17 protein-coding genes are annotated in these 23733 nt (G+C 55.5%); 13 read left to right on the top strand and 4 right to left on the bottom strand.

What is annotated here, in order from left to right:
* Nucleotides 1–111 precede the first annotated feature (111 nt).
* Entirely contained in the window at nt 112–1071 is a 960-nt protein-coding gene (locus AB3U87_RS04325) for an aldo/keto reductase (protein ID WP_369895623.1), read from the top strand.
* On the opposite strand, the gene yegD is transcribed toward AB3U87_RS04325, so the two are convergent.
* The 3 genes from yegD to AB3U87_RS04310 all read right to left on the bottom strand — a co-directional run bounded on the left by yegD (nt 1072) and on the right by AB3U87_RS04310 (nt 5979).
* On the bottom strand, nt 1072–2424 hold the full coding sequence (gene yegD / locus AB3U87_RS04320; RefSeq protein WP_253460040.1) for a molecular chaperone: 1353 nt from the start codon (nt 2422–2424) through the stop codon (nt 1072–1074).
* 120 nt (nt 2425–2544) lie between these two features.
* The gene (locus AB3U87_RS04315; protein WP_301251115.1) at nt 2545–5202 is read right to left on the bottom strand and encodes a diguanylate cyclase; all 2658 of its coding nucleotides are present in this window, start codon (nt 5200–5202) and stop codon (nt 2545–2547) included.
* A 147-nt stretch (nt 5203–5349) separates the two neighbouring features.
* Complete coding sequence (locus tag AB3U87_RS04310; RefSeq protein ID WP_253460046.1) at nt 5350–5979, bottom strand: phosphatase PAP2 family protein; 630 nt, start codon at nt 5977–5979, stop codon at nt 5350–5352.
* A gap of 241 nt (nt 5980–6220) precedes the next feature.
* Between AB3U87_RS04310 and udk the strand changes: the two genes are divergently transcribed.
* From udk to asmA, 3 genes are all read left to right on the top strand, one after another.
* The gene (udk, locus tag AB3U87_RS04305) at nt 6221–6862 is read left to right on the top strand and encodes a uridine kinase (protein ID WP_125288134.1); all 642 of its coding nucleotides are present in this window, start codon (nt 6221–6223) and stop codon (nt 6860–6862) included.
* Nucleotides 6863–6960: 98 nt separating this feature from the next.
* Nucleotides 6961–7554, top strand: coding sequence for a dCTP deaminase (gene dcd, locus AB3U87_RS04300; protein ID WP_253461273.1), 594 nt, complete (start codon nt 6961–6963; stop codon nt 7552–7554).
* A 64-nt stretch (nt 7555–7618) separates the two neighbouring features.
* Nucleotides 7619–9451, top strand: a complete 1833-nt coding sequence (gene asmA, locus AB3U87_RS04295) for an outer membrane assembly protein AsmA (RefSeq protein WP_394148494.1) — start codon at nt 7619–7621, stop codon at nt 9449–9451.
* A gap of 43 nt (nt 9452–9494) precedes the next feature.
* Here asmA and AB3U87_RS04290 read toward each other — a convergent pair whose 3' ends face one another.
* Complete coding sequence (locus tag AB3U87_RS04290) at nt 9495–11066, bottom strand: TerC family protein (RefSeq protein ID WP_253460052.1); 1572 nt, start codon at nt 11064–11066, stop codon at nt 9495–9497.
* 788 nt (nt 11067–11854) lie between these two features.
* On the opposite strand from AB3U87_RS04290, the gene wbaP reads away from it, so the two are divergent.
* The 9 genes from wbaP to AB3U87_RS04245 all read left to right on the top strand — a co-directional run bounded on the left by wbaP (nt 11855) and on the right by AB3U87_RS04245 (nt 23677).
* Nucleotides 11855–13288: an undecaprenyl-phosphate galactose phosphotransferase WbaP gene (gene wbaP / locus AB3U87_RS04285; protein ID WP_253460055.1), complete on the top strand. Its 1434-nt coding sequence runs from the start codon at nt 11855–11857 to the stop codon at nt 13286–13288.
* Between the two features lie 259 nt (nt 13289–13547).
* Nucleotides 13548–14681, top strand: coding sequence for a polysaccharide export protein (locus AB3U87_RS04280; protein WP_199746380.1), 1134 nt, complete (start codon nt 13548–13550; stop codon nt 14679–14681).
* A gap of 12 nt (nt 14682–14693) precedes the next feature.
* Nucleotides 14694–15128 carry an arsenate reductase/protein-tyrosine-phosphatase family protein gene (locus AB3U87_RS04275; RefSeq protein WP_253460058.1) on the top strand — a complete coding sequence of 145 codons (435 nt, stop codon included), beginning with the start codon at nt 14694–14696 and terminating at the stop codon, nt 15126–15128.
* 12 nt (nt 15129–15140) lie between these two features.
* The gene (gene wzc, locus AB3U87_RS04270) at nt 15141–17309 is read left to right on the top strand and encodes a tyrosine-protein kinase Wzc (RefSeq protein WP_253460062.1); all 2169 of its coding nucleotides are present in this window, start codon (nt 15141–15143) and stop codon (nt 17307–17309) included.
* A 96-nt stretch (nt 17310–17405) separates the two neighbouring features.
* Nucleotides 17406–18311, top strand: coding sequence for a glycosyltransferase family 2 protein (locus AB3U87_RS04265; RefSeq protein WP_253460065.1), 906 nt, complete (start codon nt 17406–17408; stop codon nt 18309–18311).
* Between the two features lie 33 nt (nt 18312–18344).
* Nucleotides 18345–19475, top strand: coding sequence for an EpsG family protein (locus AB3U87_RS04260; protein ID WP_125288128.1), 1131 nt, complete (start codon nt 18345–18347; stop codon nt 19473–19475).
* 48 nt (nt 19476–19523) lie between these two features.
* Nucleotides 19524–20579 (top strand): glycosyltransferase family 4 protein, encoded by a 1056-nt coding sequence (locus AB3U87_RS04255; RefSeq protein WP_394148490.1) that lies wholly within the window; start codon nt 19524–19526, stop codon nt 20577–20579.
* A gap of 11 nt (nt 20580–20590) precedes the next feature.
* Nucleotides 20591–21391: a glycosyltransferase family 2 protein gene (locus AB3U87_RS04250; protein WP_301251112.1), complete on the top strand. Its 801-nt coding sequence runs from the start codon at nt 20591–20593 to the stop codon at nt 21389–21391.
* Nucleotides 21392–21460: 69 nt separating this feature from the next.
* Nucleotides 21461–23677, top strand: coding sequence for a phage tailspike protein (locus AB3U87_RS04245; RefSeq protein WP_253460074.1), 2217 nt, complete (start codon nt 21461–21463; stop codon nt 23675–23677).
* Nucleotides 23678–23733 lie beyond the last annotated feature (56 nt).

Raw genomic sequence — 23733 nt, 5'->3', positions numbered from 1 at the left:
GTAAGTATTCCTGCCCCGGCGTGCCTGTACCGTCAATCAACAAACGGCTCGTGTGGATATTTGCTACGCTAATAGTCACTTCAGAAACCCTTCCAATACAGGAGTATAAAGATGATCCAAACGCATCGCGAGCTGGGCCGTACCGGTATTCAGGTTCCCACGCTGACTTTTGGCGGCAACGTTTTCGGCTGGACGGTCGATCGGCAAACTTCTTTTTCTCTGCTGGACGCGCTGGTGGAAAAAGGCCTCTTCTTTATTGATACCGCCGACTGCTATTCGCGCTGGGCGCCGGGCAACGAGGGCGGCGAATCAGAAACCATCATCGGCGACTGGCTGAAGAAAACCGGCAAGCGCAATCAAATCGTGCTGGCCACCAAGGTCGGCATGGAGATGGGCGAAGGCAAAACCGGCCTGTCGCCCGCCTATATTCGCCAGGCGGTAGAGGCCTCGCTAAAACGTTTGCAAACCGACTATATCGATCTCTATCAGGCGCACCGCGACGACAGCGACACCCCTTTGCAGGAGACGCTGGCGACCTTCGACGCGCTGATTAAAGAAGGCAAGGTGCGGGCCATTGGCGCCTCTAACTACAGCGCGGAAAGGCTGCAGGAAGCGCTGAACATCAGCAAACAGCAGGGCCTGGCCCGCTATGAAACGCTACAGCCGGAATACAATCTTTATGACCGCCAGGGTTACGAAAGCGGCCTGGAGCAGGTAGCACGTGAACATGGTCTGGGCGTGATCAACTACTATTCGCTGGCCAGCGGATTTTTAAGCGGCAAATATCGCAGCAAGGCCGACGCGAACAAAAGCAAGCGCGGCGAAGGCGTGGTCGAGAAGTACCTGAACGATCGTGGCCTGCGCATCCTGAAAGCGTTAGACGAGGTGGCAGAAGAGAGCCAGGCCACGCCAACGCAGGTTGCGCTGGCGTGGCAGATTGCCCGTCCGGGCATCACCGCGCCGATTGTCAGCGTGACCTCGCTTCCTCAGCTGGAAGAGCTGAGCAAGGCTGCCAGTCTTCAGCTTAGCGAGGAAGCGATCCGCAAGCTTACCGAAGCGAGCCGCTATTAATTAGCGAAACAGCACCTGCGCCCAGCGCGCCAGACCGGCGGTGACGGAACCGAAGTCATCGCCGCTGGCGAGCGGGATGTCCGGCAGCTGCTTTTGCAGCGCCTCGCGCAGCACCGGCGAGCGGGCGCTGCCGCCCGTCAGATAGATCACGTCCGGTCGGGTGCCGCTGCCGTCCAGCGCCAGCTTTACCTGTTCCTGAATGCGCTCCAGCGGCTGGGCGATAGCGCTTTTCAGCGCGTCCACGCTGATATCGGTCGCCAGCGACTGCTCTATAAAATCCAGCGTCGAGGTGGCCGAAGGCCGATCGGAAAGGGCGATTTTGCTCTCTTCCGCCGCGCGCACCAGGCGATAGCCCAGCCGCTGCTGCCAGACTTTCAGCAGGCGCTGCACTTTTTCCGGCTCGCGGGCGTCGCGGATCAAATCCTGAAGCTGTTTGCGGCTGGCCGTGGCGTAAAAGTCGCTTTGCGCAGGCACGTCGTTGATAGCGATAGCGTTCCACCACGGCAGCGCAGGCAGCGCGATGCCTTTGTGCGTCTGGCCGCCGCTGCCCAGCAGCGGCATCAGCTCTTTAAAGGCCAGCATTATGTCCAGGTCGTTACCGCCGACGCGGCAGCCGCTGTGGCCCAGCAGGCTCTCCTGTCGCTCGGCCCTGTCGTGCCATTGCGGGCCCATCAGCAGCACGGAGCAGTCGGTGGTACCGCCGCCGATATCCACAATCAGCACGCGCGTCTCTTTTTTCAGCGTCGCTTCAAATTCCAGACCGGCCGCGACCGGCTCGAACTGAAACTCAACTTCTTTAAACCCGGCGCGGCTGGCGGCGCGCGCCAGGATGCCCTGCGCCTGACGGTTGGCCTCTTCGCCGCCCAGCCCCTGGAAGTTGACCGGACGGCCAATCACCGCCTGGGTAATGCTTTCCTGCGTCTGCGCTTCGGCCTGCTGGCGGATATGCAGCATCATCGCGCACACCAGATCTTCAAAGAAGGCGACCTGCTGCGGCTTCAGGCCGCTCGCGCCCAGGAAGGATTTTGGCGATTTAACGAACCAGGTATCTTCCGGCTCGGCCATATATTGCGCCAGCGAAGCCAGACCGAACTGCACGCTGGCGGGCGTGACTTCGATATCTTCTTCACGGTTGAACGCGATGGCGCGCCGTAAAATCGCCTGATTTTCGGCTTCGGGCGTTGGCACCTGGTGATGGCGAAACAGCCATTCGCTGACCGTATCGCGCGTCGGCGCGCAGAGCATTGAGGGTAGCAGGCTGGAACCGTTTTCCAGCGGCAGCAGCGCGGGCACGCCCTCTTTCATGATGGCGACCGAGCAGTTTGCCGTCCCGTAATCAAAGCCGATAAACATTCCTTCCCTCCGCTAATAAAAAAAGGGGGCGACTTTAGCCCAGGGGCGGCAGGAGAGCAAGCGTCGGGTAAGCTTTAATTGACGCGCGCGGCGCTGGTTGTGTGCCAGGGCGAGCAAAGGCTACCGCAGCGGGCTGCTGTTATTGCCTTGAGAAGAGAGCTGCTGCGGTAAAATTTGTTCGTTTTCGCGCTGTGACAGCACGGGTTTAAGCGTATCTATCAGCTTTGCTTCATAAATGGAAAACTGGCCGCGACCGTTGTGCTTGGCGTTGTAGCAGGCCAGATCGGCCTGAGCCATCACGTCGCTGGCGTGAGCGTTGTCCTTGCTGAGCTGGGTGATGCCCGCGCTGGCGCCAATGCGGTGCAGCTGGCCTTCCCACAGAAAAGGATAATGATTTACTGCCACCACCAGGCACTCTGCGATATCGCGAGCCTCACCAAGCGCGCAGTCCGGCAGCAGCACGCCAAACTCATCGCCGCCCAGGCGCGCCAGAAAATCGCCGCTGCGCAAATGCTGTTTCATCTGGCCCGATATCTCCCGCAGCAGCGCATCGCCGGCGGCATGCCCGGCGCTGTCGTTGACCGCCTTAAAGCGATCGAGATCGATAAAGATCAGCGCGTGCTGACGCTGCTGCTGACTGGCGCTGTGCAGCAGCTGTTTCAGACGCTGCTCGAAGCTGACGCGGTTAGGCAGGCGGGTCAGCATATCGTGCGAGGCGCCGTAGCTCAGCCGCCGCATCATCTCCCGCGATTCGCTGACGTCCTGGATCACCATCACGCTGCCGATATAGCCGCCTTCCAGCGTTTTCAGCGGCGTAATGCTGTAGTGAATATCAAAACAGTCGCCGGAACGAGTATGCAGCACCAGCTCTTCGGCCAGTTCCGGCACCGATTTGCTGTGCGGCAGCCCGCATAACAGCAGGTTTTCCATTTCCGGGCCGTCGCTGCCGTGAGTGATGCGCAGCAGATCGCTGAGCCGTTTTCCTGCCGCCTCTTCCTGCGTCCAGCCGCTCATCACTTCCGCTACCGGGTTCATAAACGTCACCCGCATCTCTTCATCCGTGCTGATCACCGCCTCGCCGATGGCGTCCAGCGTAATGTGCATTCGCTCTTTTTCCTGGTAGAGCGCGTCGGTCAGCTGACGCATCGCGGTCACGTCCTGATTGATGCCAAGCATTCTTTCAACGTTGCCGTCGTCGCCAAAAACCAGCGTCGACTGGCTGTGAATAAAGCGGATGCCGTCATCCGTAGCGATACGGAACACGATATCTACCGGCAGGGATTCTTTGATGCCCTTATCAAAAGCGTCGATGGCCATTTGACGATCGGCAGGCAGCAGGCTGTTAACCCACGTCAGATAGGTCGCCTGGCCTTCTTCCTTCAATCCATAGAGCTGAAACATGCGCTTGTCCCAGTTCATTTTGCCGGTCTTCAGGCTCAGATCCCAGACGCCGATGCCGCCCGCCTCATTAGCCAGCGTAATACGTTGCATCAGGCGACGGTTGGCGGCTTCGGTCTGCTTCAGGTCGGAAATATCTTCAATTTGAGAAATAAAGTAGAGCGGCCGCTGCTCGCTGTCGCGCACCAGCGAGGTTGCCAGCAGCGCCCAAACAATCCCCCCGTCTTTACGCAGATAGCGTTTTTCATGACTGTAGGTTTCGATCTCGCCTGCCAGCAGCTCGTGAAACTTGCTTTCATCAACCGCCAGGTCATCAGGGTGCGTCAGCATCTGAAAGGTCATCGTGACCAGCTCGGTTTGAGCGTAGCCCAGCAGCCGACAAAGCGATTGATTCACCTGTAGAAAGCGGCCTTCCGGCGACACCAGCGCCATACCGATCACCGAATACTCCATGGCATGACGGAATCTGGCCTCGCTCTGGGAGATATGCTTTTTTTCCTCCCGGAACGAGTGCATCACCTGCGCCATAATATGGCTGGGAATGATCGCCAGCAAAAACGGCAGCCAGGGCGCGCTGTTCACGATAGTCACCGCGTTGGTATATTGCACCAGCTGGTTTAGCGCCAGCAGCAGGCTCATCATCAGCAGCGTGGCGAAGAAAACAATAAAGGCAGACAGGCGCGGCAGGCGTACGGCGCTGTAGAACAGCACCACCATCACAAAGGTAAAAGACCACGGCAGATAGCGTAACGCGCAGTAGCTCAGCGCCAGCGTCACGATCAGCGTCAATAACGTTTCCACCAGCGCGTGCTGGCTAAGGGATTTGCGCAGCTCTTCGGGTCGCCATAGCAGGCAAACCGGGCCGATCGCCAGCATCCCGATAGTTTCCGACACCGCCCAAGTGGTAAAAAAGTGGAAGTTGGCCCGCCCGGTAAAGTTCAGTGACCAGCAGGCGAGCAGTGCGCCGAGCAGCGGCGTAAAGATGCCGACCGATACCACCATCTTGCTCCAGCCGAGCAGCGAATCCAGCGGCGCTTCTCTGTCCAGCAGCCTGCGCAACAGCGCGCCGCCCAGCAGCGCCTGAAGTAAATTGATTAGCGGAAACGTCAATACGACGACGGCTGTGCCTACCATCAGCGCGTTGGCGGCGATAATGCCAACCATACAGCCGCCCAGCAGTCCCGGCAGCCTGCGCGGCGGATAGTGGAACACCAGCAGGGTCATCAGGGCGGTGGGCAGCCAAAGCGAAGAGATTTGAATGCTGACTTTAATCAGTTCCAGACAAAACAGCGTCAGGACAAAGGAAAGCACGCCAAACATCGCTCCCCTGAGCCAGGGGAGAGAGGAGCGGTCAGCGGGGGAAAACGTATCAGTCGTCATAAAAATCCAGCGAGGCAACGGGGAACGGTCAGCTCGAACCAGGTAACTTAAGGCATGCTAACACATTCGTTTTTGAATGCCTGCGCTAATTCAAAAGATCGCTTTATTCGGGCGATTGACCGCCGCGCGCCGCTGGTGGACGGGGAATTACTGCCGAAGCTTCAGCAAATCGTCACGTGTCCAGGGATGGTCAATGCCGGCAATCTGCACGGAAAGACGCTGTAAAAACTGTTGCGTGGTGGCAAGACGACCGTGGCTCAGCAGCAGCAGAGGCAGCAGGAGCGCAATGCAAAGCTGCAGCGTGGAAAAGCCCTGCACTCTGGCGCGCCGCTGGCTGACCAGGAAAGCCGTACTCAGGGTAAAGCCCAGGATCAGACCGGTAATCACTTCGCTGGTGGAGTGGTAGCTAAGCAGCAGCCGCGAGACGCCGACCAGGATGGGGATCAGGTAGCCGATACCAACGGCAAACAGGCGGCCCTTGTCCGACAGGCGTCCGCTGAGCAGCCACAGCATCACCGGCCACAGCGTTGCCGACATGGCGGTGTGGCCGCTGAAGCCGGTAAAGTTCAGGTGCGCGCTGCCAAGGCCAAAGCCCATAAAAGCCACTTTAGAGAGGCTCACCACGGCACCGGCGGTGCAGAACGCCAGCGCCCAATACCAGGCCGCGCGCCGATCGCTGTTTTTCCAGCTAATCAGCCCGGCCATCACGATAGCGGTAGGGATAAGCAACATGCTGTCGCCAAAATAGGTCAAAAAATGCAATGTACGCCAGTACACGGTGTTTCCTTATTATGCTGTGATAACCCGCTACGCTGTTGCAACAGGGTGCCTGCAACGGCCGGGCCGACATTGTGAATCTGACAGCCAACAGTTTAGCGAGAGGGGCAGCAGAGGTATAACGGGAAAGTCTTAAAAGCCTTCCGCCGGTTTTTTCTGGCATCAACACCCCGAAATCCCTATAATTACGCGCGAATTCATCCTCTCCATCTGTCTCAGACACAAATCAGGTCTTTAATTTATGACTGACAAGTCGCATCAGTGCGTCATCGTAGGTATCGCCGGCGCATCTGCCTCGGGAAAAAGTCTTATCGCCAGTACGCTCTATCGTGAAGTTCGCGATCGGGTCGGCGATGAAAATATTGGTGTTATCCCTGAGGATGCTTATTACAAAGACCAAAGCCATCTGACCATGGATGAACGGGTTAAAACAAACTATGACCACCCCAGCGCCATGGATCACAACCTGCTGCTGCAACATTTGCAGATGCTGAAAGCAGGGGAAGCGATCGATCTGCCGGTTTACAGCTATGTAGAACATACCCGTACCGCGCAGACTATTGAGCTGAAACCGAAGAAAGTCATTATTCTGGAAGGGATCCTGCTGCTGACGGACGCGCGGCTGCGCGCCGAAATGAACTTTTCGATCTTCGTGGATACGCCGCTGGATATCTGCCTGATGCGCCGCATGAAGCGCGACGTCAACGAACGAGGCCGCTCAATGGACTCCGTGATGGCGCAGTATCAGAAAACCGTGCGTCCGATGTTCCTGCAGTTTATCGAACCTTCCAAACAGTACGCTGACATTATCGTGCCTCGCGGCGGTAAAAACCGCATCGCGATCGATATCCTGAAGGCGAAGATCAATCAGTTCTTCGAGTAAACCTGTCCCGGCGGCCGAAAGGGCCAGCCGGGTAGCCCGCGCAGGGAGCGCTCATGCTCCCGCCGCTCAGCCTGTTATTAATTTGGGAGTATCTGTCCATGCGTTTATGCGACCGTGATATAGAAGCCTGGCTCGACAGCGGCCAGCTTGATATCTCTCCGCGTCCGCCGGTAGAGCGTATTAACGGCGCTACCGTTGACGTCCGCCTCGGCAATCAGTTCCGCACTTTCCGCGGCCACACCGCTGCCTTTATCGATCTCAGCGGCCCGAAAGACGAGGTCAGCGCGGCGCTTGACCGCGTGATGAGCGACGAAATCGTGCTGCCGGAAGGCGAAGCGTTCTTTTTACACCCTGGCGAACTGGCGCTGGCGGTGACGTTTGAATCCGTGACCCTTCCTGATAACCTGGTCGGCTGGCTGGACGGGCGTTCATCGCTGGCCCGGCTGGGACTGATGGTGCACGTTACCGCCCACCGTATCGATCCAGGCTGGCAGGGACGTATCGTGCTGGAGTTCTATAATTCTGGTAAGCTGCCGCTGGCGTTACGGCCGGGGATGCTGATTGGCGCGCTGAGCTTTGAACCGCTTTCCGGGCCGGCGGCTCGTCCTTATAACCGCCGTCAGGATGCCAAATACAAAGGGCAACAGGGCGCGGACGCCAGCCGTATCGATAAAGATCAGGACGACGTATAGCGGCGGCGGGGCAGGGCCTGAGCCAGCGGCATGCGTCAGGAAGTGGAAGCTATAAGGGGAAGGCATGAAAAGGTTTATCACCACGTTGGCCATTTTGCTGGTGGTTATCGTGGCCGGCATGACGGCGCTGGTTTTGCTGGTCAATCCCAATGATTTTCGCGCCTATATGGCCAGACAGGTCGAACAGCGCAGCGGCTATCAGCTGGCGCTGAACGGCGATTTGCGCTGGCACGTCTGGCCGCAGCTCAGCATTCTCTCCGGCCCGATGACCCTGACCGCGCCCGGCGCGCAGCAGCCCTTCGTCAGCGCCAGCAATATGCGGCTTGACGTCAAGCTCCTTCCTTTGCTTTCTCATCAGCTGGCGGTCAAACAGGTTCTGCTGAAAGGGGCGGTGATCCGCCTGACGCCCGACAGCGCGGCGCACCGTCCGGCCAATGCACCGCAGGGCCCGGCGGATACCGCACCGCCGCCGCCGCTGACTCAGCGCTGGACCTTTGATATCGATAATTTGCAGGTTGCCGACAGCCTGCTGATCTGGCAACAGAACAGCGGCGAGCAGCTTAACGTTCGCGATCTGAACCTGCAGCTGTCGCAGAACGCGCAGCGCCATGCCCATATTGAATTTGGCAGCCGCGTCAGCCGTGACCAGCGTGAGCTGTTGGTGAATCTGAATGCGGATGTGGATCTCAGCCACTATCCACAGCATCTTGCAGCAACGGTAAACCAGCTGGACTACCAGCTGAGCGGGGCCGATCTGCCGCGTGAAGGCGTCAAAGGGCAGGCGACCCTGCAGGCGGAGTGGCGCGACAGCGATGCTTTCAGCCTGAAAAATCTGGCGCTAAGCCTTAACGACAGCCAGCTCAACGGCAGCGCCAGCGGGACGCTGGGCGACCGCCCGCAAATCGCGCTGGATCTGCATGCCTCCGTGCTGAATCTGGATCCGCTGTTAGGGCTGGAAACCGAGGTCAACAGCGAAGGCCAAAATATCCAGACTCAGCGCGGCGGCCCTGCGCCCGTTATTGCTCAACCCGTGCAGGATAACGCCAGCTCGCCGTTTAACCAGATGGACGGACAGCTGGCGCTGTCGGCAGATAAGCTTAACTGGCGCGGTATGACGTTTGACGGGGTGACGCTACAGGGCAACAGCAGTAATGGCCTGGTGACGCTGGCGACGCTGACCGGCAAAACGGGCAACGGGCAGTTTTCCCTGCCGGGCAGCCTCGATTTCCGCCATGCACAGACGCAGATCGCGCTGACGCCTTCCTTGCAGAATATCGCCGTGGCGCCGCTGCTTAAAGCGTTTGAGCTGCCGGCTTCGCTGAGCGGCGATCTGACGCTGAACGGCAGCTTCAGCGGCGCGGGCCTGAGCGTGCCCGCCTTTAAACATGCCTGGCAGGGCAGTGCCGAAATCAGCCTGAACAACGCGCTGCTCTCCGGACTGAACTTCCAGCGTATGATCCAGCGCGCCGTAGAGCGTAGCAGCAGCCGCGTTCACGCCGCCGCCGGGCCGGAGAACGACTTCCAGCAAATCACGGGTAAGATGTCGCTGCAAAAAGGGCTGCTGGCTTTCGTCGACCTGCACGGACGCGCCTCCATGCTTAACTATAGCGGCAAGGGCACGGTGAATATGGCAGACAAACAGGCGGATATGAACTTTGGCGTAACGGTCACCGAGGGCTGGCAGGGCGATAGCGAGCTGATTGGACGGCTCCAGCAGACGCCGGTGCCGTTAAGGATCTACGGCCCGTGGGATGGCCTGAACTATTCGCTGCAAATCGATCAGGTACTGCGCCAGCAGCTACAGGATGAAGCGAAGAAGCGTCTGAAAGCGTGGTCGGAGAAAAATCCGCAAAGCGGCAAAAGCAGTTCGGTACAGAAACTGATTAACGACCTTTGATGGGCAGCGCTGATAAAGCAGCATCGCTTTATCAGCGCCGGTGTTACCAGTCTTCTTCTTCCGTCACCAGAGGGATAATTTGGACTTTCTGCACGCGGTGGCTTTCTACTTTAAGCGTGCGGAACAGGCAGTCGTTAATCTGGATCTCTTCGCCTTCCTGCGGCACCCGCTGCATATGCTCCATCAGCAGTCCCGCCAGCGTGTGATACTCCCTTTTTTCATCCAGCGGCAGCGGCACGTACATAATCAGGTCGTCCAGCGGCATATGCCCGTTGGCCGTCCAGCTGCCGTCTGCGTTTTGCTGGATATCGTAGCGGGGATCGATAGCTTCGCCTTCGTTAGGCAGGTTGCCCGCGATGGTTTCCATCACGTCGCTGAGCGTGACCACGCCCTCTACCGACCCAAACTCATCCACCACAAAGGCAAAATGCGTGCGCGCATTGCGAAACTGCTCCAGCGCCGGCAACAGCGACAGCTGCTCGGGGAACACCAGCGGCTGACGGATCAGCGCGCGGATATCCAGACTGTCGCCGTGCAGCGCCTGCTTCAGCAGGTCAATAACGTGCACCACGCCGAGCGGATCCTCGCTGTTTTCCGTGACCACCAGCCGCGTATGCTGGTTCTGGTCAAGCATCGCCATAATTTCTGCCGGCGACTCGCTGAGATCCACAGAAGCGATATCCTGACGGGAGGTCATAATGCTGCTGACCGTGCGCTGCCCCATGCCAAGCACGCGCGCAATCATCATGCGCTCCTGCTTGTTAAAGATCGCCTGGCTGCTGCTGTCGGCAACCAGCGAAGAGGTTTCCGCATCCAGCTCCGCCTGCTCGTGGCTGCCGCGCAGCAGGCGCAGCACGGCTTCGGCGGTACGTTTACGCAGGGGCGCTTTGGAAGAGAGGAAGCGGCGACGGTTGAAATGCGCCAGCTGATTCAGCGCTTCGATAATCACTGAGAAACCGATAGCGGCGTAAAGGTAGCCTTTAGGAATATGATAGCCAAAGCCGTCCGCCACCAGGCTGAAACCAATCATCAGCAGGAAGCTCAGGCAGAGGATAACGATCGTCGGGTGTTGATTAACGAAACGCGTCAGCGGTTTGCTGGCCAGCAACATTAAGCAAATTGCGATAATAACGGCCGCCATCATCACGGCCAGATGGTCCACCATCCCTACGGCCGTGATCACGGAATCCAGGGAAAAAACGGCGTCCAGCACCACAATTTGCGCTACCACTGGCCAGAATTTAGCCCCACGCTTTTGTGGATTTTCATCCTCATCTTTGCCTTCCAGCCGTTCGTTCAGCTCCACTGTCGCTTTAAACAGCAGAAAAACGCCGCCCAGCAGCATGATCAAATCGCGCGCGCTGAAGGCGTGTCCGCCAACCGAGAAGAGGGCAGAGGTCAGTGAAGAGAGCCAGGAGATAGAGGCCAGCAGCAGCAGACGCATAATCAGCGCCAGCATCAGGCCCGTGACGCGGGCGCGGTCACGCTGCGCGGGCGGCAGCTTTTCCGCCAGGATAGCGATGAAGACAAGATTATCAATGCCCAGCACCAGTTCCAGCACGATCAGGGTGACAAGGCCAGCCCAGATTGACGGATCGACGATCCATTCAAACATCAGAAGTTCACTCATACAGATTAAGGAAATGCCATGATGATAGTGAACGCCGCCTGATTCAACAAATAATCCCCTGAAAGTCGCCGCAAGGTCGATAAACAGCCGAATAAATCGCCACTCATTCCTGGAATTGCCCGCGCAAAATTTGGCATCTGATTAAAAGGTTTTCAGGAATATTCGCATAGGTCTGCCTGTTGAAATAAGGGATACTTAAGCAATGAAGTAAAGTCAGACAGGAATATTCTGACTGTGACAGTAAAGCTAATCTGAATTTATCGTGAGGATAAAGATGAAAGGTATGGTTTAGCATGGCGCTGAAGGTAGTCTTAATCCTAAAAGCGCGCATGGGTAGCGGCAGGCTCTTGTAAACAGGCCAGTAATAACTAGTATAGCAATGTGTTAGTAAATGGCTGCGTTAATGTAGCAATTAGCACGGTCGCGTCTTAACGTTCTTTTTTATGTTCGGCTTTATGTAGACGCGCCAGTTAGTGCCTTTAGATGGCAGGATAAAACCAACACTTCAGGACAAAATACAGCGCATTGGCAGCTACAAGCCAGGGGCGGTAGCGTGTCCGAAGCGGTGAAAAGACCACGCCTTTTGGCGATAAAATCACCGCAGTTGTTGATTTTACATGTCATTCTCTGATTGTACTGCCAGTTACCATGAGCTTTTACACAATTTCTGAATACGTCTCCTGTGTAATAAAGAGCGTGTCGATAAGATACGCAATCCTTAGCGGTGGGAATTATTAAATCACAGGCTTTTGAAGAAAAAATAAGAGTTAACTATGCGCGATATAGAATTTACATTTAAAGGACTGTTAATAAAAATATCACTGGCACTTTCAGATCTTATTTTCTTTAACGCCTCCTTATTTATTGCTGTTCTGCTGATGAAAACTTTTCCAAACAGTTTGTTGGAAAATATGTCAGAGCAGGATCTGCAATTAAAAATAAGCACACACATCATTCTCTCTGTGATTTGTATCGGCTGGTTCTGGGTTCGCCTGCGCCACTATACCTATCGCAAACCGTTCTGGTTTGAATTAAAAGAAGTCTTCCGCAGCGTGCTGATCTTCTCCGTTATTGACCTGTCGATTACGGCATTGTCAAAATGGGAAATGTCCCGCTGGGTGTGGATTATTACCTGGCTGCTGGCGCTGATCCTTATTCCTGTCGGCCGCGCCATCGTTAAGCGTGTGCTGAACCGTAACGGCCTGTGGAAAAAGCAGTCCATTATTATCGGCAGCGGTAAAAATGCGGAAGAAGCTTATCTGGCGCTGCAAAGCGAAGAGGTAATGGGCTTTGACGTGGTGGCTTTCTACGATGTGGATGGCACTACGCCCGCGCCTGCGCTGTTCGGCATTCCGGTCATTCGTGACGAAACCTCGCTCTGGCAGCTGGTCAACAGCGAAACGCAATTTATTGTCGCCGTAGAATATGAACAGAGTCAGTATCGTGATCTCTGGCTGAAAAATCTGGCGAAACATAATTGCCGTTCCGTTTCCGTTATTCCTTCACTGCGTGGCGTACCGCTATACGGTACTGATATGGCTTATATCTTCAGCCATGAAGTTATGATCCTGCGCGTCAGCAATAATTTGGCGAAGCGCACCTCGCGTTTCCTTAAGCGTACCTTCGATATTGTCGGTGCCTTAAGTATTATCACCATGCTGATGCCTGCGTTGGCCTTCCTGATCTTTATGGTCGCTCGCGACGGCGGCAATCCTATTTATGGGCATGAGCGAGTAGGGCGAAACGGACGCAAATTTAAATGCCTTAAGTTCCGTTCAATGGTGGTGAATTCCAAAGAGGTACTGGAAGAAGTGCTGCGCACCGATCCTGTAGCGCGTGCGGAATGGGATAAAGACTTTAAGCTGAAGAACGATCCCCGCATCACCCGCATCGGTCACTTTATCCGTAAAACCAGCCTTGATGAGCTGCCGCAGCTGTGGAACGTGGTGCGCGGCGAGATGAGCCTGGTCGGCCCGCGTCCGGTAATTGAAGACGAGCTGGAGCGCTATGCGGGCGACGTTGACTACTACTTTATGGCTAAGCCTGGTATGACCGGCCTGTGGCAGGTAAGCGGACGTAACGATGTCGATTATGAAACCCGCGTTTATTTTGACTCCTGGTACGTAAAAAACTGGTCATTGTGGAACGATATCGCCATCCTGTTCAAAACCATCGGGGTGGTGCTTAAGCGCGACGGCGCCTATTAATTTGAGCTTTCGACGCGCTCTTCGGAGCGCGTCGCTGTTATAGCGTAGTTTGACTGTAACCGTCATGGACTTACGCGCTCACCACTTTCTTTGTTAAGCGTCGGTTCACAGCGAGTCGGCAAGGCATTAAAAAAGGATAGGGATCGGACGATAATGACTGACAGTTATAGCGATTGAAACGCTTATCTTTACTTTTGCAAGACGCTACACAGCGGCGGATCCGCCACTATCAATCAAATTACTGATAGCGATGAAACAGATGATTACAATCAAAACGAAGTTACTGCCCTTGTTGATATCGGCTACCCTCCTTTCCGGATGTACGGTAGTTCCGGGTTCAAAGCTTTCCACCAGCGGAAAAGACGTAATTAAGCAGCAGGACAACGATTTTGACATTGATAAATACGTTAATGTCTTCCCGATGACCCCAAGCCTGGTTGACCGTATGCGTCCGGCGCCCGTTGTGGCGCGACAGAACGTTCAGCTGCAAAATGAACTGCAAAACTATGAGTATCGTATCGGCGTCGGCGATGTGCTGACCGTTATCGTCTGGGACCACCCGGAGCTGACCACGCCAGCGGGCCAGTACCGCAGCGCCAGCGACACCGGTAACTGGGTTCACTCAGACGGCACCATCTTTTACCCTTATATCGGCCGCGTTCGCGTAGCCGGTCGTACCGTGCAGGAAGTGCGTACCGAAGTCGCCGGCCGCCTGGCGCAGTATATCGAAAGCCCGCAGGTTGACGTCAGCGTCGCCTCGTTCAAGTCGCAGAAAGCGTACGTGACGGGCGAAGTGACCACGTCTGGCCAGCAGCCGATTACCAACGTGCCGCTGACTATTCTGGATGCGATCAACGCCGCAGGCGGCCTGACCGCCAATGCCGACTGGCGCAACGTGGTGCTGACCCACAACGGCAGCGAAGTGCCGGTTTCTCTGCAGGCGCTGATGCAAAACGGCGATCTGTCGCAGAACCATCTGCTTTATCCGGGCGATATCCTGTTTGTGCCGCGCAACGACGATCTGAAAGTCTTTGTGATGGGCGAAGTCAGACAGCAGACCACGCTGAAAATGGATCGCAGCGGCATGACGCTTTCTGAAGCGTTGGGCAGCGCCCAGGGGATGGATCAGACCGCCTCTGACGCGACGGGCGTATTTGTTATCCGTCCAATCAAAGGGAAAAACCGCACCAAGATCGCCAACATCTATCAGCTGAACCTGAAGGATGCGTCGGCGATGGTGATGGGCTCCGAATTCCAGCTGGAACCGTATGACATCGTTTATGTCACCTCAACGCCGCTGACGCGTTGGAACCGTGTTATTTCGCAGCTGACCCCAACTATCACCGGTATCTATAACGCGAGCGAAAACGCACAGATCATTCACAGATGGTAACGGCGGGGCATGATGATTAATTCAATCTTAGTGGTCTGCGTCGGCAATATCTGCCGCTCTCCTACGGGGGAGCGGCTGCTGAAACAGGCGCTACCGGATAAAAAGATCGCCTCGGCGGGGCTGAGCGCGCTGGTCGACCATCCGGCCGACGAAACCGCCAGCAGCGTCGCCAGCGAACATGGGGTTTCGCTGGCGGGCCATCAGGCACGGCAGCTGACCTCCGGCATGTGCCGGGATTACGATCTCATCCTGGTGATGGAAAAAAGGCATGTCGATCTGGTCAACCGCATTAACCCCTCCGTACGTGGCAAGACCATGTTATTTGGCCACTGGCTCAACCAGCAGGAAATAGCGGATCCCTATAAGAAAAGCCGCGATGCCTTTGAAGCCGTGTACGGATTACTCGAAAAAGCTGCCCAGAAATGGGTCACCGCATTAAGCCGATAGTTGGGATACTCGATGAATATAAAAAGTAAGGCGCCGACCGCGTCGAAAGAGGAAGCTGGCGGGTGGGATTTAGCGCACCTTGTCGGACAGCTGGTTGATCATCGCTGGATTATCGTGGCCGTTACGGCCTTCTTCCTGCTGCTCGGCACGCTCTATTCGCTGTTCGCCACGCCTATCTATAGTGCGGACGCGCTGGTACAGGTAGAGCAGAAAAGCCCTAACACCGTGTTGACCGATCTGACCGAGGCGCCGGTGGAACCCGCTTCCGCCACGGAAATCCAGATCATCCAGTCTCGTATGGTGATTGGCAAAACGGTAGACGATTTGGGCCTGAACATACAGGTTGAGCAAAATCACTTCCCCGTAGTGGGCAAAGGCTTTGCCCGCCTGCTGGGCGAAAAGCCGGCCAAAATCGCCGTATCCCGTCTTGAGATGCCGAAAAGCTGGAAAGATGCCAGCGTAAAGGTTGAGATCACCGGCGCCGACAGCTACACCGTTTCGAAAGACGGCGACGATCTGTTCAAAGGTAAAATCGGCCAGTTCCAGCAGCAGCATGGCGTGTCGATGCTGGTTAGCGGCATTGACGCTGAACCGGGCACCACTTTTACCGTCTCTAAGCTGTCCACGCTGGCGGCGATCGGCATGGTCACTAACAACCTTGCCGTGGCCGACAAAGGCAAAGATACCGGCGTGATGGGTCTGACCTATACCGGTGAAGATCCGGAGCTGATTAGCCAGGTGCTGGATCGGGTGATGAGCAACTACCTGATGCAGAACGTGGAGCGTAAATCCGCCGAAGCGCAGAAGAGCCTGGAGTTCCTGCAGCATCAGCTGCCGCAGGTGCGCAGCAAGCTGGACGAAGCGGAAGACAAGCTTAACACCTATCGTCGCAATAACGATTCGGTGGATATGTCGCTGGAAGCCAAATCGGCGCTGGACTCCTCTGTTAGCGTACAGAGCCAGCTGAACGAGCTGACCTTCCGTGAAGCGGAAGTTTCCCAGCTGTTCACCAAGGATCACCCGACCTATCGCGCATTGCTGGAAAAACGTAAAACGCTGGAAGACGAGCAGAAAAAACTGAACCAGAAAATCGGTCAGATGCCGCAGACCCAGCAGGAAATTTTACGTCTGACCCGCGACGTGCAGGCCGGTCAGGAAATCTACATGCAGCTGCTTAACCGTCAGCAGGAGCTGAGCATCAGCAAAGCCAGTACGGTTGGCGACGTGCGCATCATCGACCATGCGGAAACCGCATCCAAGCCGGTTGCGCCGAAGAAAATGTTGATTATGCTGGCCAGCCTGATTGCAGGCCTGGTGATCTCCGTGGGCATCATTCTGCTGAAAGCGCTGTTCCACCACGGCATCACCGCGCCGGATCAGCTGGAAGAAGCCGGTATGAACGTTTATGCCAGCGTGCCGCTTTCCGAATGGCAGCGTAAGAAAGACGTCGAGGCGCTGAACAAGCGCGGCGTGAAGGTCGATCCGCACAACAGCCTGCTGGCGTTGGGCAACCCGACCGACCTCTCTATCGAAGCGATCCGTAGCCTGCGTACCAGCCTGCACTTCGCGATGATGGAAGCCCGTAACAACGTGCTGATGATCACCGGCGCCAGCCCTGGCATTGGTAAAACCTTTATCAGCGCCAACCTGGCGGCGCTGGTTGCACAGGCGGGGCAGAAAGTGCTGTTTATCGATGGCGATATGCGCCGTGGCTATACGCACGAGCTGCTGGGCGCGGCCAATAAGTCCGGACTGTCCACCATCCTGTCGGGCAAAACCGCCTTCACGCAGGATCTGATCCAGCACGGTGAATACGGCTTTGACTTTATTCCGCGCGGACAGGTGCCGCCAAACCCTTCCGAGCTGTTGATGCACAGCCGCATGAACGAGCTGCTGGAGTGGGCGAGCAAAAATTACGATCTGGTACTGATCGATACGCCGCCGGTGCTGGCCGTGACCGATGCAACTATTATCGGCAAGCTGGCAGGCACCGCGCTGATGGTGGCGCGCTTTGAAACCAACACGCTGAAAGAAGTAGAGTTCAGCTACAAGCGCTTTGCGCAAAACGGTATCGATATTAAAGGCGTCATTCTTAACGCCGTCGTGCGGAAAGCCGCCAATGCGTACGGCTACGGCTACGACTATTACGATTACAGCTACAAAGGCAATGCAAAAAGCTAATGCTTAAAAGGATCCGCCGCGAGGCGGATCCTTTCGCCTCTGGAATCAGGCCTGTTTCCGGCTGTTTTATGTATAACGTTTAAAAGGTGCCTTGTGATGAAGGATATTTTCTTCTCGATCGTTATCCCTGCCTATAACGCCTCCGAATCGATCGTCACCACGCTGGACTGCGTTAAAGCGCAAAGCTATAAGCATTTTGAAGTGATTATCGTCGACGACAAGTCGGCCGATGCGGCAAAGCTGGCCGAGGTCGTTAACAGCGATCGCTACAGCGACCTGAAAATTAATCTGGTGCTGTCAGAGGTCAAACTCAACGGCGCGGGCGCGCGCAACCGGGGCATTGACCTGGCGACGGGCGACTATGTCTGCTTCCTGGACGCCGATGATGAATGGCATGAAGACAAGCTGCTGGAAAACGTCAAAAAAATCCAGGAGCTGACTGCCAGAGGCAAAGACCGCTTTGTGATCTACAGCCAGGTGAACATTATGCAGGACGGCGCCTTTTTAAAGGTGATGCCGATCAATTTGCCTGCGCACAATGAAAGCATCGCCGAATATCTGTTTGGCTGCTACGGCTTTATCCAGACCAGTACTATTGTGCTGAAGCGCGAGCACGCGGCGGAAATTAAGTTTGATGAGCGGTTTATCCGTCATCAGGACTACGACTTCTGCATCCGCGCGGATAAAAACGATTTTGAATTCGTGATGATTGCAAAACCACTGGCTAACTACCATATGGTGAGCAAATTCAACTCCAGCCATAAAGGCGAGTCCGTAAAGTACTCCACCTTCTGGCTGAAAAGCATGAGCCCGTATCTGAGCAAGCGGGATGTTTATACCTATAAAGCGTATAAGCTGCCGATCCGCTATAAAATGGATGGCAAGGTGCTGCACGCCAGCCTGAGCTTCGCGCAATATTTCTTTTTAACCAACAAAGGCAATCGCGATTATTTTCTCGGCCGTTTAAAACAGAAGTTCTCAGAACGTATTGCAAAAAAATAGCCCTGATTAAAATAATAAGACGGCGGAACAACAATGGCCATATATTGGATAATCAGTTACAGCATTCTGGCGTGCTGTATTTTTGAGTTGGCAGCAATCAACCAGCTTAACGACCCCAGGATCAAACGCGTCATCATGTGGCTGGCGTTTATCTGCACGATGGCGCTGATCTGTTTCGGCGGCTCGCGCGGTCTGCACTCCGGCATGGATGACAGCCAGTACCTGGACTTTTTCGCGGATTTTTCGGCACAGCTTCACGTCAACACCTATGACGCGATCACCGACACCTATCGCTATGAAAAACTCTTTATGCTGCTGGCCTGGCTGTTTTCACTGGTCACCAGCCAGAGCTACTATTTTCTCTTTTTTATCTGCTTTATTGCGGTTTCGACTAACGCTTACTGCTACAAAAAGTATTCTCCGCTGATCCTCTGTTCGCTTTGTTTATATTCAACTCACCTGTTTATCAACAAAGACATGAACCAGATCCGCTTTGGCTTATCCAGCGCCTTTGCTATCGCCTTTATCTGCTCGCTGGCGACGAAGAGAAACGTGCTGGCGCTGGTATTCCTGGTGCTCAGTACGCAGTCGCACGCCACGGGTTATACCATCCTGCTGGCGGTGCCGTTCTTCTTCCTGCGCGAGCGCAAGTATCTGCCGCTGATTATCGTCTTCGCCTGTATTCCGCTGGGAATTATCGGCGGGAAAAAGCTCTTTCTCGACTCGTTGGGCATCGTGCCTGGCCTGGGCGAACGAGCGGCGGGCTATAGCGGCACCGACTTCGATACCGCCTCGCCGGTGTTTGGCCTGGCCAACCTGAAAAACATCTTCTTTATTGCCGCCTTTACCCTTTACTACTTCCGTAACGGCATCCAGAAAGGCGATCGTCTGGTTTATATCCTGCTGGTCTCGTATGCGGTGGGCGCGGGCGTGCGTATTACGTTCTCCGACTTCAGTATCTTTGGCGGCAGGGTGGGCAACCTGTTCCTTCACGCCGAACCGATACTTTTCTCTTTCTTGCTGCTGCGAATACGCAATCTGCTGGTAAACGTCGCCTTGTTAGCGGGGATCTGTTCTTACTACCTCGCCTATAACACGATACTTTCCGCGCAGTCGATTACCGGCTATAGCGTAGCGCCGCTGTTCCGTATGTTCAGCGGCTAGGCGGCCCTGAGCCGCGCTTTTTGCTCAATTTCAACAGGATGATTGAATATGTACAAATTGCTGATCCTTATTGACGGCATTTCCAACAGCGGCGGTACGGATCGCGTTGCCAGCACCTTATCCAGCCTGCTCAGCAATAATAATTACGACGTCACGCTCTATTCGTTGAACAAAGGCGATCCTTACTATCCGACCGATGCGAAGGTGAAAATTCGCTATCCCGAAGCGACCGCGCGTCTGCTTAAGATCCGCGAGTTTATCCGCTTTGCGAAATCGCAGCCCTTTGACGGCATTATGATTATCTCCATGGGCAAGCTTTCCGTGCAGGCGCTGCTGGCCATGAAGCTGTTCGGCGTGAAGTCAAAAATCATCTGCTGCGATCACGTCTCGATTGAAACCTTTAAAACGCCGATCCGTCGCCTGAAAGTGTTCTGCTACGGCCTGGCGGACAAAATCGCCGTGCTTACCGATCACGATAAAAGCTATCTGGAAAAAAATTACGGCGTGAAAAACGTGCACGTGATGAGAAACATCTCGCCTTTCCATGCTGAAAGCAGCGCCAGCAGCTTTGATGACGTTTTCGCCGGCAAGCAGGATCGGGTGTTGGCGGTGGGCCGTCTCACTTACCAGAAAAATTTCGACCGGATGCTCGACGTCTGGCAACGCGTGGATAAGCAGGGCTGGACGCTGCAAATCGTCGGCGACGGCGAAGACAAACCCGCGCTGCTGGCGAAAATTAAAAGCTACGGCATGGAAGCGAGCACGGAAATCATTACGCCCAGCAAAAAGATCAACGATTACTACCGCGCCGCCGGCATCATCATCATGACCTCCCGTTATGAAGGCCTGCCGATGGTGCTGATCGAGGCGAAAAACTTTGCGCTGCCCGCCGTCGCCTTCGACTGCAAAACCGGCCCGGCGGAAATTATCAAAGACGACGGGTTCGTTATCGATTACGACAACGACGACGCCTTTGTGGCGCAGCTGAACATGCTGATCGCCGACGAGCAAAAGCGCAAAACCTTTGCCCACGCGGCCTGGCGCAACGCCGAAAACTACGGGCCGACGCTGATCTTACAAAAGTGGAATGAACTTCTGAATTAACGGGTGATGTTATGTTTTCAGTTCTTATGTCTCTCTATCACAGAGAGAAACCGGAAAATGTTGAGCAGTGCATGCAGAGCCTGTACGAGCAGACGCTGCCAGCTGACGAGATCGTGCTGGTCTACGACGGCCCGCTGGGCGACGATCTGAAAGCGGCGGTCAACAACTGGATGGACAAGCTGCCGCTTGTCATCGTGCCGCTGGAAAAAAACGTCGGTCTGGGCAAGGCGCTTAACGCGGGTCTGGATCGCTGCTCGCATAATATCGTCGCGCGCATGGACACCGACGACATCTGCCTGCCGGAACGCTTTGAAAAACAGATCCCCTATATGGAAGCGCATCCTGATATGGCGCTGCTGGGCGCGGCGGTAATTGAATTTGATGAATTCGGCAACGAGCGTCTGAAGCGTCTGCCGCTGAACAACGCAGAGATCCGCCATTTCGCCCGCATGAAAAACCCGTTCAACCATATGTGCGTGGTGTTCCGTAAGGATAAGGTATTGGCGGCGGGCAGCTACCAGCACCACCTGTTTATGGAAGATTACAATTTGTGGCTGCGTATGCTCTCGCAGGGCTATGACGTCGCCAACCTGCACGATGTGCTGATGCGTGTGCGCTCGGGCAGCGAGATGGTCAGCAAGCGCCGCGGCATGACCTATATCAAAAGCGAGGTGCAGCTGTGGTCGTTAAAGAATCGCCTGCGCCAGACTAACTTCGTGAACGGCACGCTCTATTTTCTGATCCGCACCTCAACGCGGGTGATGCCGGTAAGCGTAATGAAGTTCCTGTACGAGCGGGATCGCAAAGGATAAAAAAGCCTGCACCGGACTATACCTCTGGATGAAACAGCATCGACACTTACCTGATTAACGGAATTTTGTATGAAGCGCAGAGAATTAATCCGAACAGCATTTTCCTCTATCGTGGCAACCGCAGCACTGAGTTCGCTACCCGCAGCCGCCCGCAGTGAAGAAGCGGGTCTGAAGCTGAAGAAAGTGCCGGCCGATGCCATTCCCAAAAATGACGTGCCGATTTTTTCACCTGACGACGTCTTCACCATGCCCGCCGAATTCTGGCATGACTTTAACGGCAAGCTCTATATCGGCAAGGCGGGCACCGATCCCGCTCAGCATCCGATCGACGTTTTTGTTAAAAGCGCCAACGGCGAAGTTTCGCTGCTGTCGCAGCCCGTGTCGTTGAACAGCGATACTTTAAAACGTTTTGTGGCAGCCAAAGGCGCGCTGTGGTCAAACAGCGAATATTCGATGGCGCTCTATAACGATCGCGACGAGCAGCTGTTCTACGTGCCGGATGTGAAAAACAGCGGCGCTTCCGAATTCAGCCGCCGTCTGGCGCAGCCTTCCGGCTACCAGCTGATTGGCGAAATCGGCTCTTACGATGAGTTACGCCAGACCCGACCGCTGTTCAACGGCGCAAAAGTGCGTCTTAAGGGCTGGCACGCCGGAACGGAAACGGGCGGCGGCGCCTTTGTCGGCGAGCTGAGCAAAGCACAGGATGACGGTGGCTATATTGCCTCGTCTGGTCAGGATTACCACTGGCGTCGCATCTCTGACGATCTGAACGCGCTGACCATCTTTGACTTTGGCGCAGTGGCCGACGGCCGCACCGACTCGCTGCCCGCCATTCAGGCAATGTTCCACTGGGCGCAGGATAACAACAGAATGTTGTCCGTGCAGTTCCCGGCCGGGCGCTTTTTCGTCTCCTCGTTTGATATTTCCGCTAACTACGTCAGCTACTTCCGCGTATCGGGCGCGCCAATCAACTTCGGCTATTTCCCCTCGACCACGATTGTCTCCGATGGCAAATCGGACTTTGCCTTTAAGGTGAACGCGCGTTGGGTAGAGATCAGTAACCTGAGCTTTGAAGGCCGCAATAAAGAACTGCCGAACACGCAGGGCTTCTATCACAACTCGTGTCCGGCGGGGCAGTACTTCCGCGGTTCCTGTCTGCGCTTTATTGGCGTTGGCGGCACGTCGCTGAGCCTGGTTGATACGCTGGATTGTAAAATCGACCAGTGGTATGCCAATAACTGTACCGGCGATGTGATCAAAGCGACCTGGTCCTATACCAAAAAAGGCAACTGGGACCACAGCACCGCTATCGAACTGTCGAACTTCAACGTGCAGCACTGCTCTAAAGGCATGGCGCTGAACCTGCCGCGCTGTACGCAGTCGATTATTCACAACGGCTGGATTGAGCACACCGAGTTTCCGGGCGATCTCTCTAACGGTCAGTGGATCGTGGATGCGTTAAGCATTGAAACCTGCCCGAACCCGCTGATTGCCCACCACTCGCGGCTGAATATGCGGCAAATCAACCTGCAGGCGAAAAGCTGGATTGATAACTCGCTGCAGGGCGATGAGTGGCTTGGCCCTTACGAACGCGGTTCTACTCGCGTAGAGTCTTACGGCATCGCCGCCGACGGCAGCATGAAGTACAACTATCTGACTTCACGCTTTCGTATTCAGAACAACAGCAACCAGGAAAAATGGTATCTGTTGGGCAACATCCATACGCCGGATGTGGGCGACAGCTGGGAAATTGAGATCCTCGGGCAGTCGCAGTTCAGCAATGGCACCACGTCGGAGCCGCTGCATAATCTGTTGAACGATCGCAACACCGGCGGTAAAGCCGTTATCACCTTGCAACGTAAGGTTCACGGTTTTGAAGGAAGCTGGCACATCGAGGGCAGCAGCCCGATTGTCGACGTGATGTATACCACTACGCACGATGCCGATACGCAGGTCTTTGTGAAGCTGGCAGGCTGGGTCGGCTCGTCCGGCGTGATGATGAAAACCACGGCGCGCGATCGCTTCCTGACCGGCCAGTGCGCCCGCTTCGATGCGGAGATGGACTTCAAAAATCCGCCGCAGGGCGCGCGTCAGGCCGTGCGTCGCTTCTCGCTGCACAATGGCAAAGCAGGGATAGGCGCCAACGAGCAGGGCGATCTGCTGGTGCAGTCGCGGCAGTTGGATGCGGCCGAGGTCGATACCACCAAACCCGGCGGTTTTGTTTCCATGGTGATCAACGGCCAGCAGGTCGCGGTGCCCTGGTATGCGCTAAAAAATCAGGGTTAACGGCTGCTTTCGGCGGTCAGCCTGCTTTTAATCGTAAAAAAGCAGGCTAGCCGGTT

Source organism: Erwinia plantamica, from assembly GCF_043420595.1.
Classification (GTDB): Bacteria; Pseudomonadota; Gammaproteobacteria; order Enterobacterales; family Enterobacteriaceae; genus Erwinia; species Erwinia aeris.
Note: the sequence above shows the minus strand (reverse complement) of the source record. Positions and strands in the feature narration are given on the sequence as shown.

Coding starts and splice junctions, on each gene's coding strand:
- AB3U87_RS04280 (WP_199746380.1), top strand. CDS start 13,548: ATGATTACAATCAAAACGAAGTTACTGCCCTTGTTGATATCGGCTACC.
- AB3U87_RS04290 (WP_253460052.1), bottom strand. CDS start 11,066: ATGTTTGAATGGATCGTCGATCCGTCAATCTGGGCTGGCCTTGTCACC.
- AB3U87_RS04255 (WP_394148490.1), top strand. CDS start 19,524: ATGTACAAATTGCTGATCCTTATTGACGGCATTTCCAACAGCGGCGGT.
- AB3U87_RS04325 (WP_369895623.1), top strand. CDS start 112: ATGATCCAAACGCATCGCGAGCTGGGCCGTACCGGTATTCAGGTTCCC.
- AB3U87_RS04265 (WP_253460065.1), top strand. CDS start 17,406: ATGAAGGATATTTTCTTCTCGATCGTTATCCCTGCCTATAACGCCTCC.
- wzc (WP_253460062.1), top strand. CDS start 15,141: ATGAATATAAAAAGTAAGGCGCCGACCGCGTCGAAAGAGGAAGCTGGC.
- yegD (WP_253460040.1), bottom strand. CDS start 2,424: ATGTTTATCGGCTTTGATTACGGGACGGCAAACTGCTCGGTCGCCATC.
- AB3U87_RS04245 (WP_253460074.1), top strand. CDS start 21,461: ATGAAGCGCAGAGAATTAATCCGAACAGCATTTTCCTCTATCGTGGCA.
- AB3U87_RS04250 (WP_301251112.1), top strand. CDS start 20,591: ATGTTTTCAGTTCTTATGTCTCTCTATCACAGAGAGAAACCGGAAAAT.
- AB3U87_RS04315 (WP_301251115.1), bottom strand. CDS start 5,202: ATGACGACTGATACGTTTTCCCCCGCTGACCGCTCCTCTCTCCCCTGG.
- dcd (WP_253461273.1), top strand. CDS start 6,961: ATGCGTTTATGCGACCGTGATATAGAAGCCTGGCTCGACAGCGGCCAG.
- AB3U87_RS04260 (WP_125288128.1), top strand. CDS start 18,345: ATGGCCATATATTGGATAATCAGTTACAGCATTCTGGCGTGCTGTATT.
- AB3U87_RS04275 (WP_253460058.1), top strand. CDS start 14,694: ATGATTAATTCAATCTTAGTGGTCTGCGTCGGCAATATCTGCCGCTCT.
- wbaP (WP_253460055.1), top strand. CDS start 11,855: ATGCGCGATATAGAATTTACATTTAAAGGACTGTTAATAAAAATATCA.
- udk (WP_125288134.1), top strand. CDS start 6,221: ATGACTGACAAGTCGCATCAGTGCGTCATCGTAGGTATCGCCGGCGCA.
- asmA (WP_394148494.1), top strand. CDS start 7,619: ATGAAAAGGTTTATCACCACGTTGGCCATTTTGCTGGTGGTTATCGTG.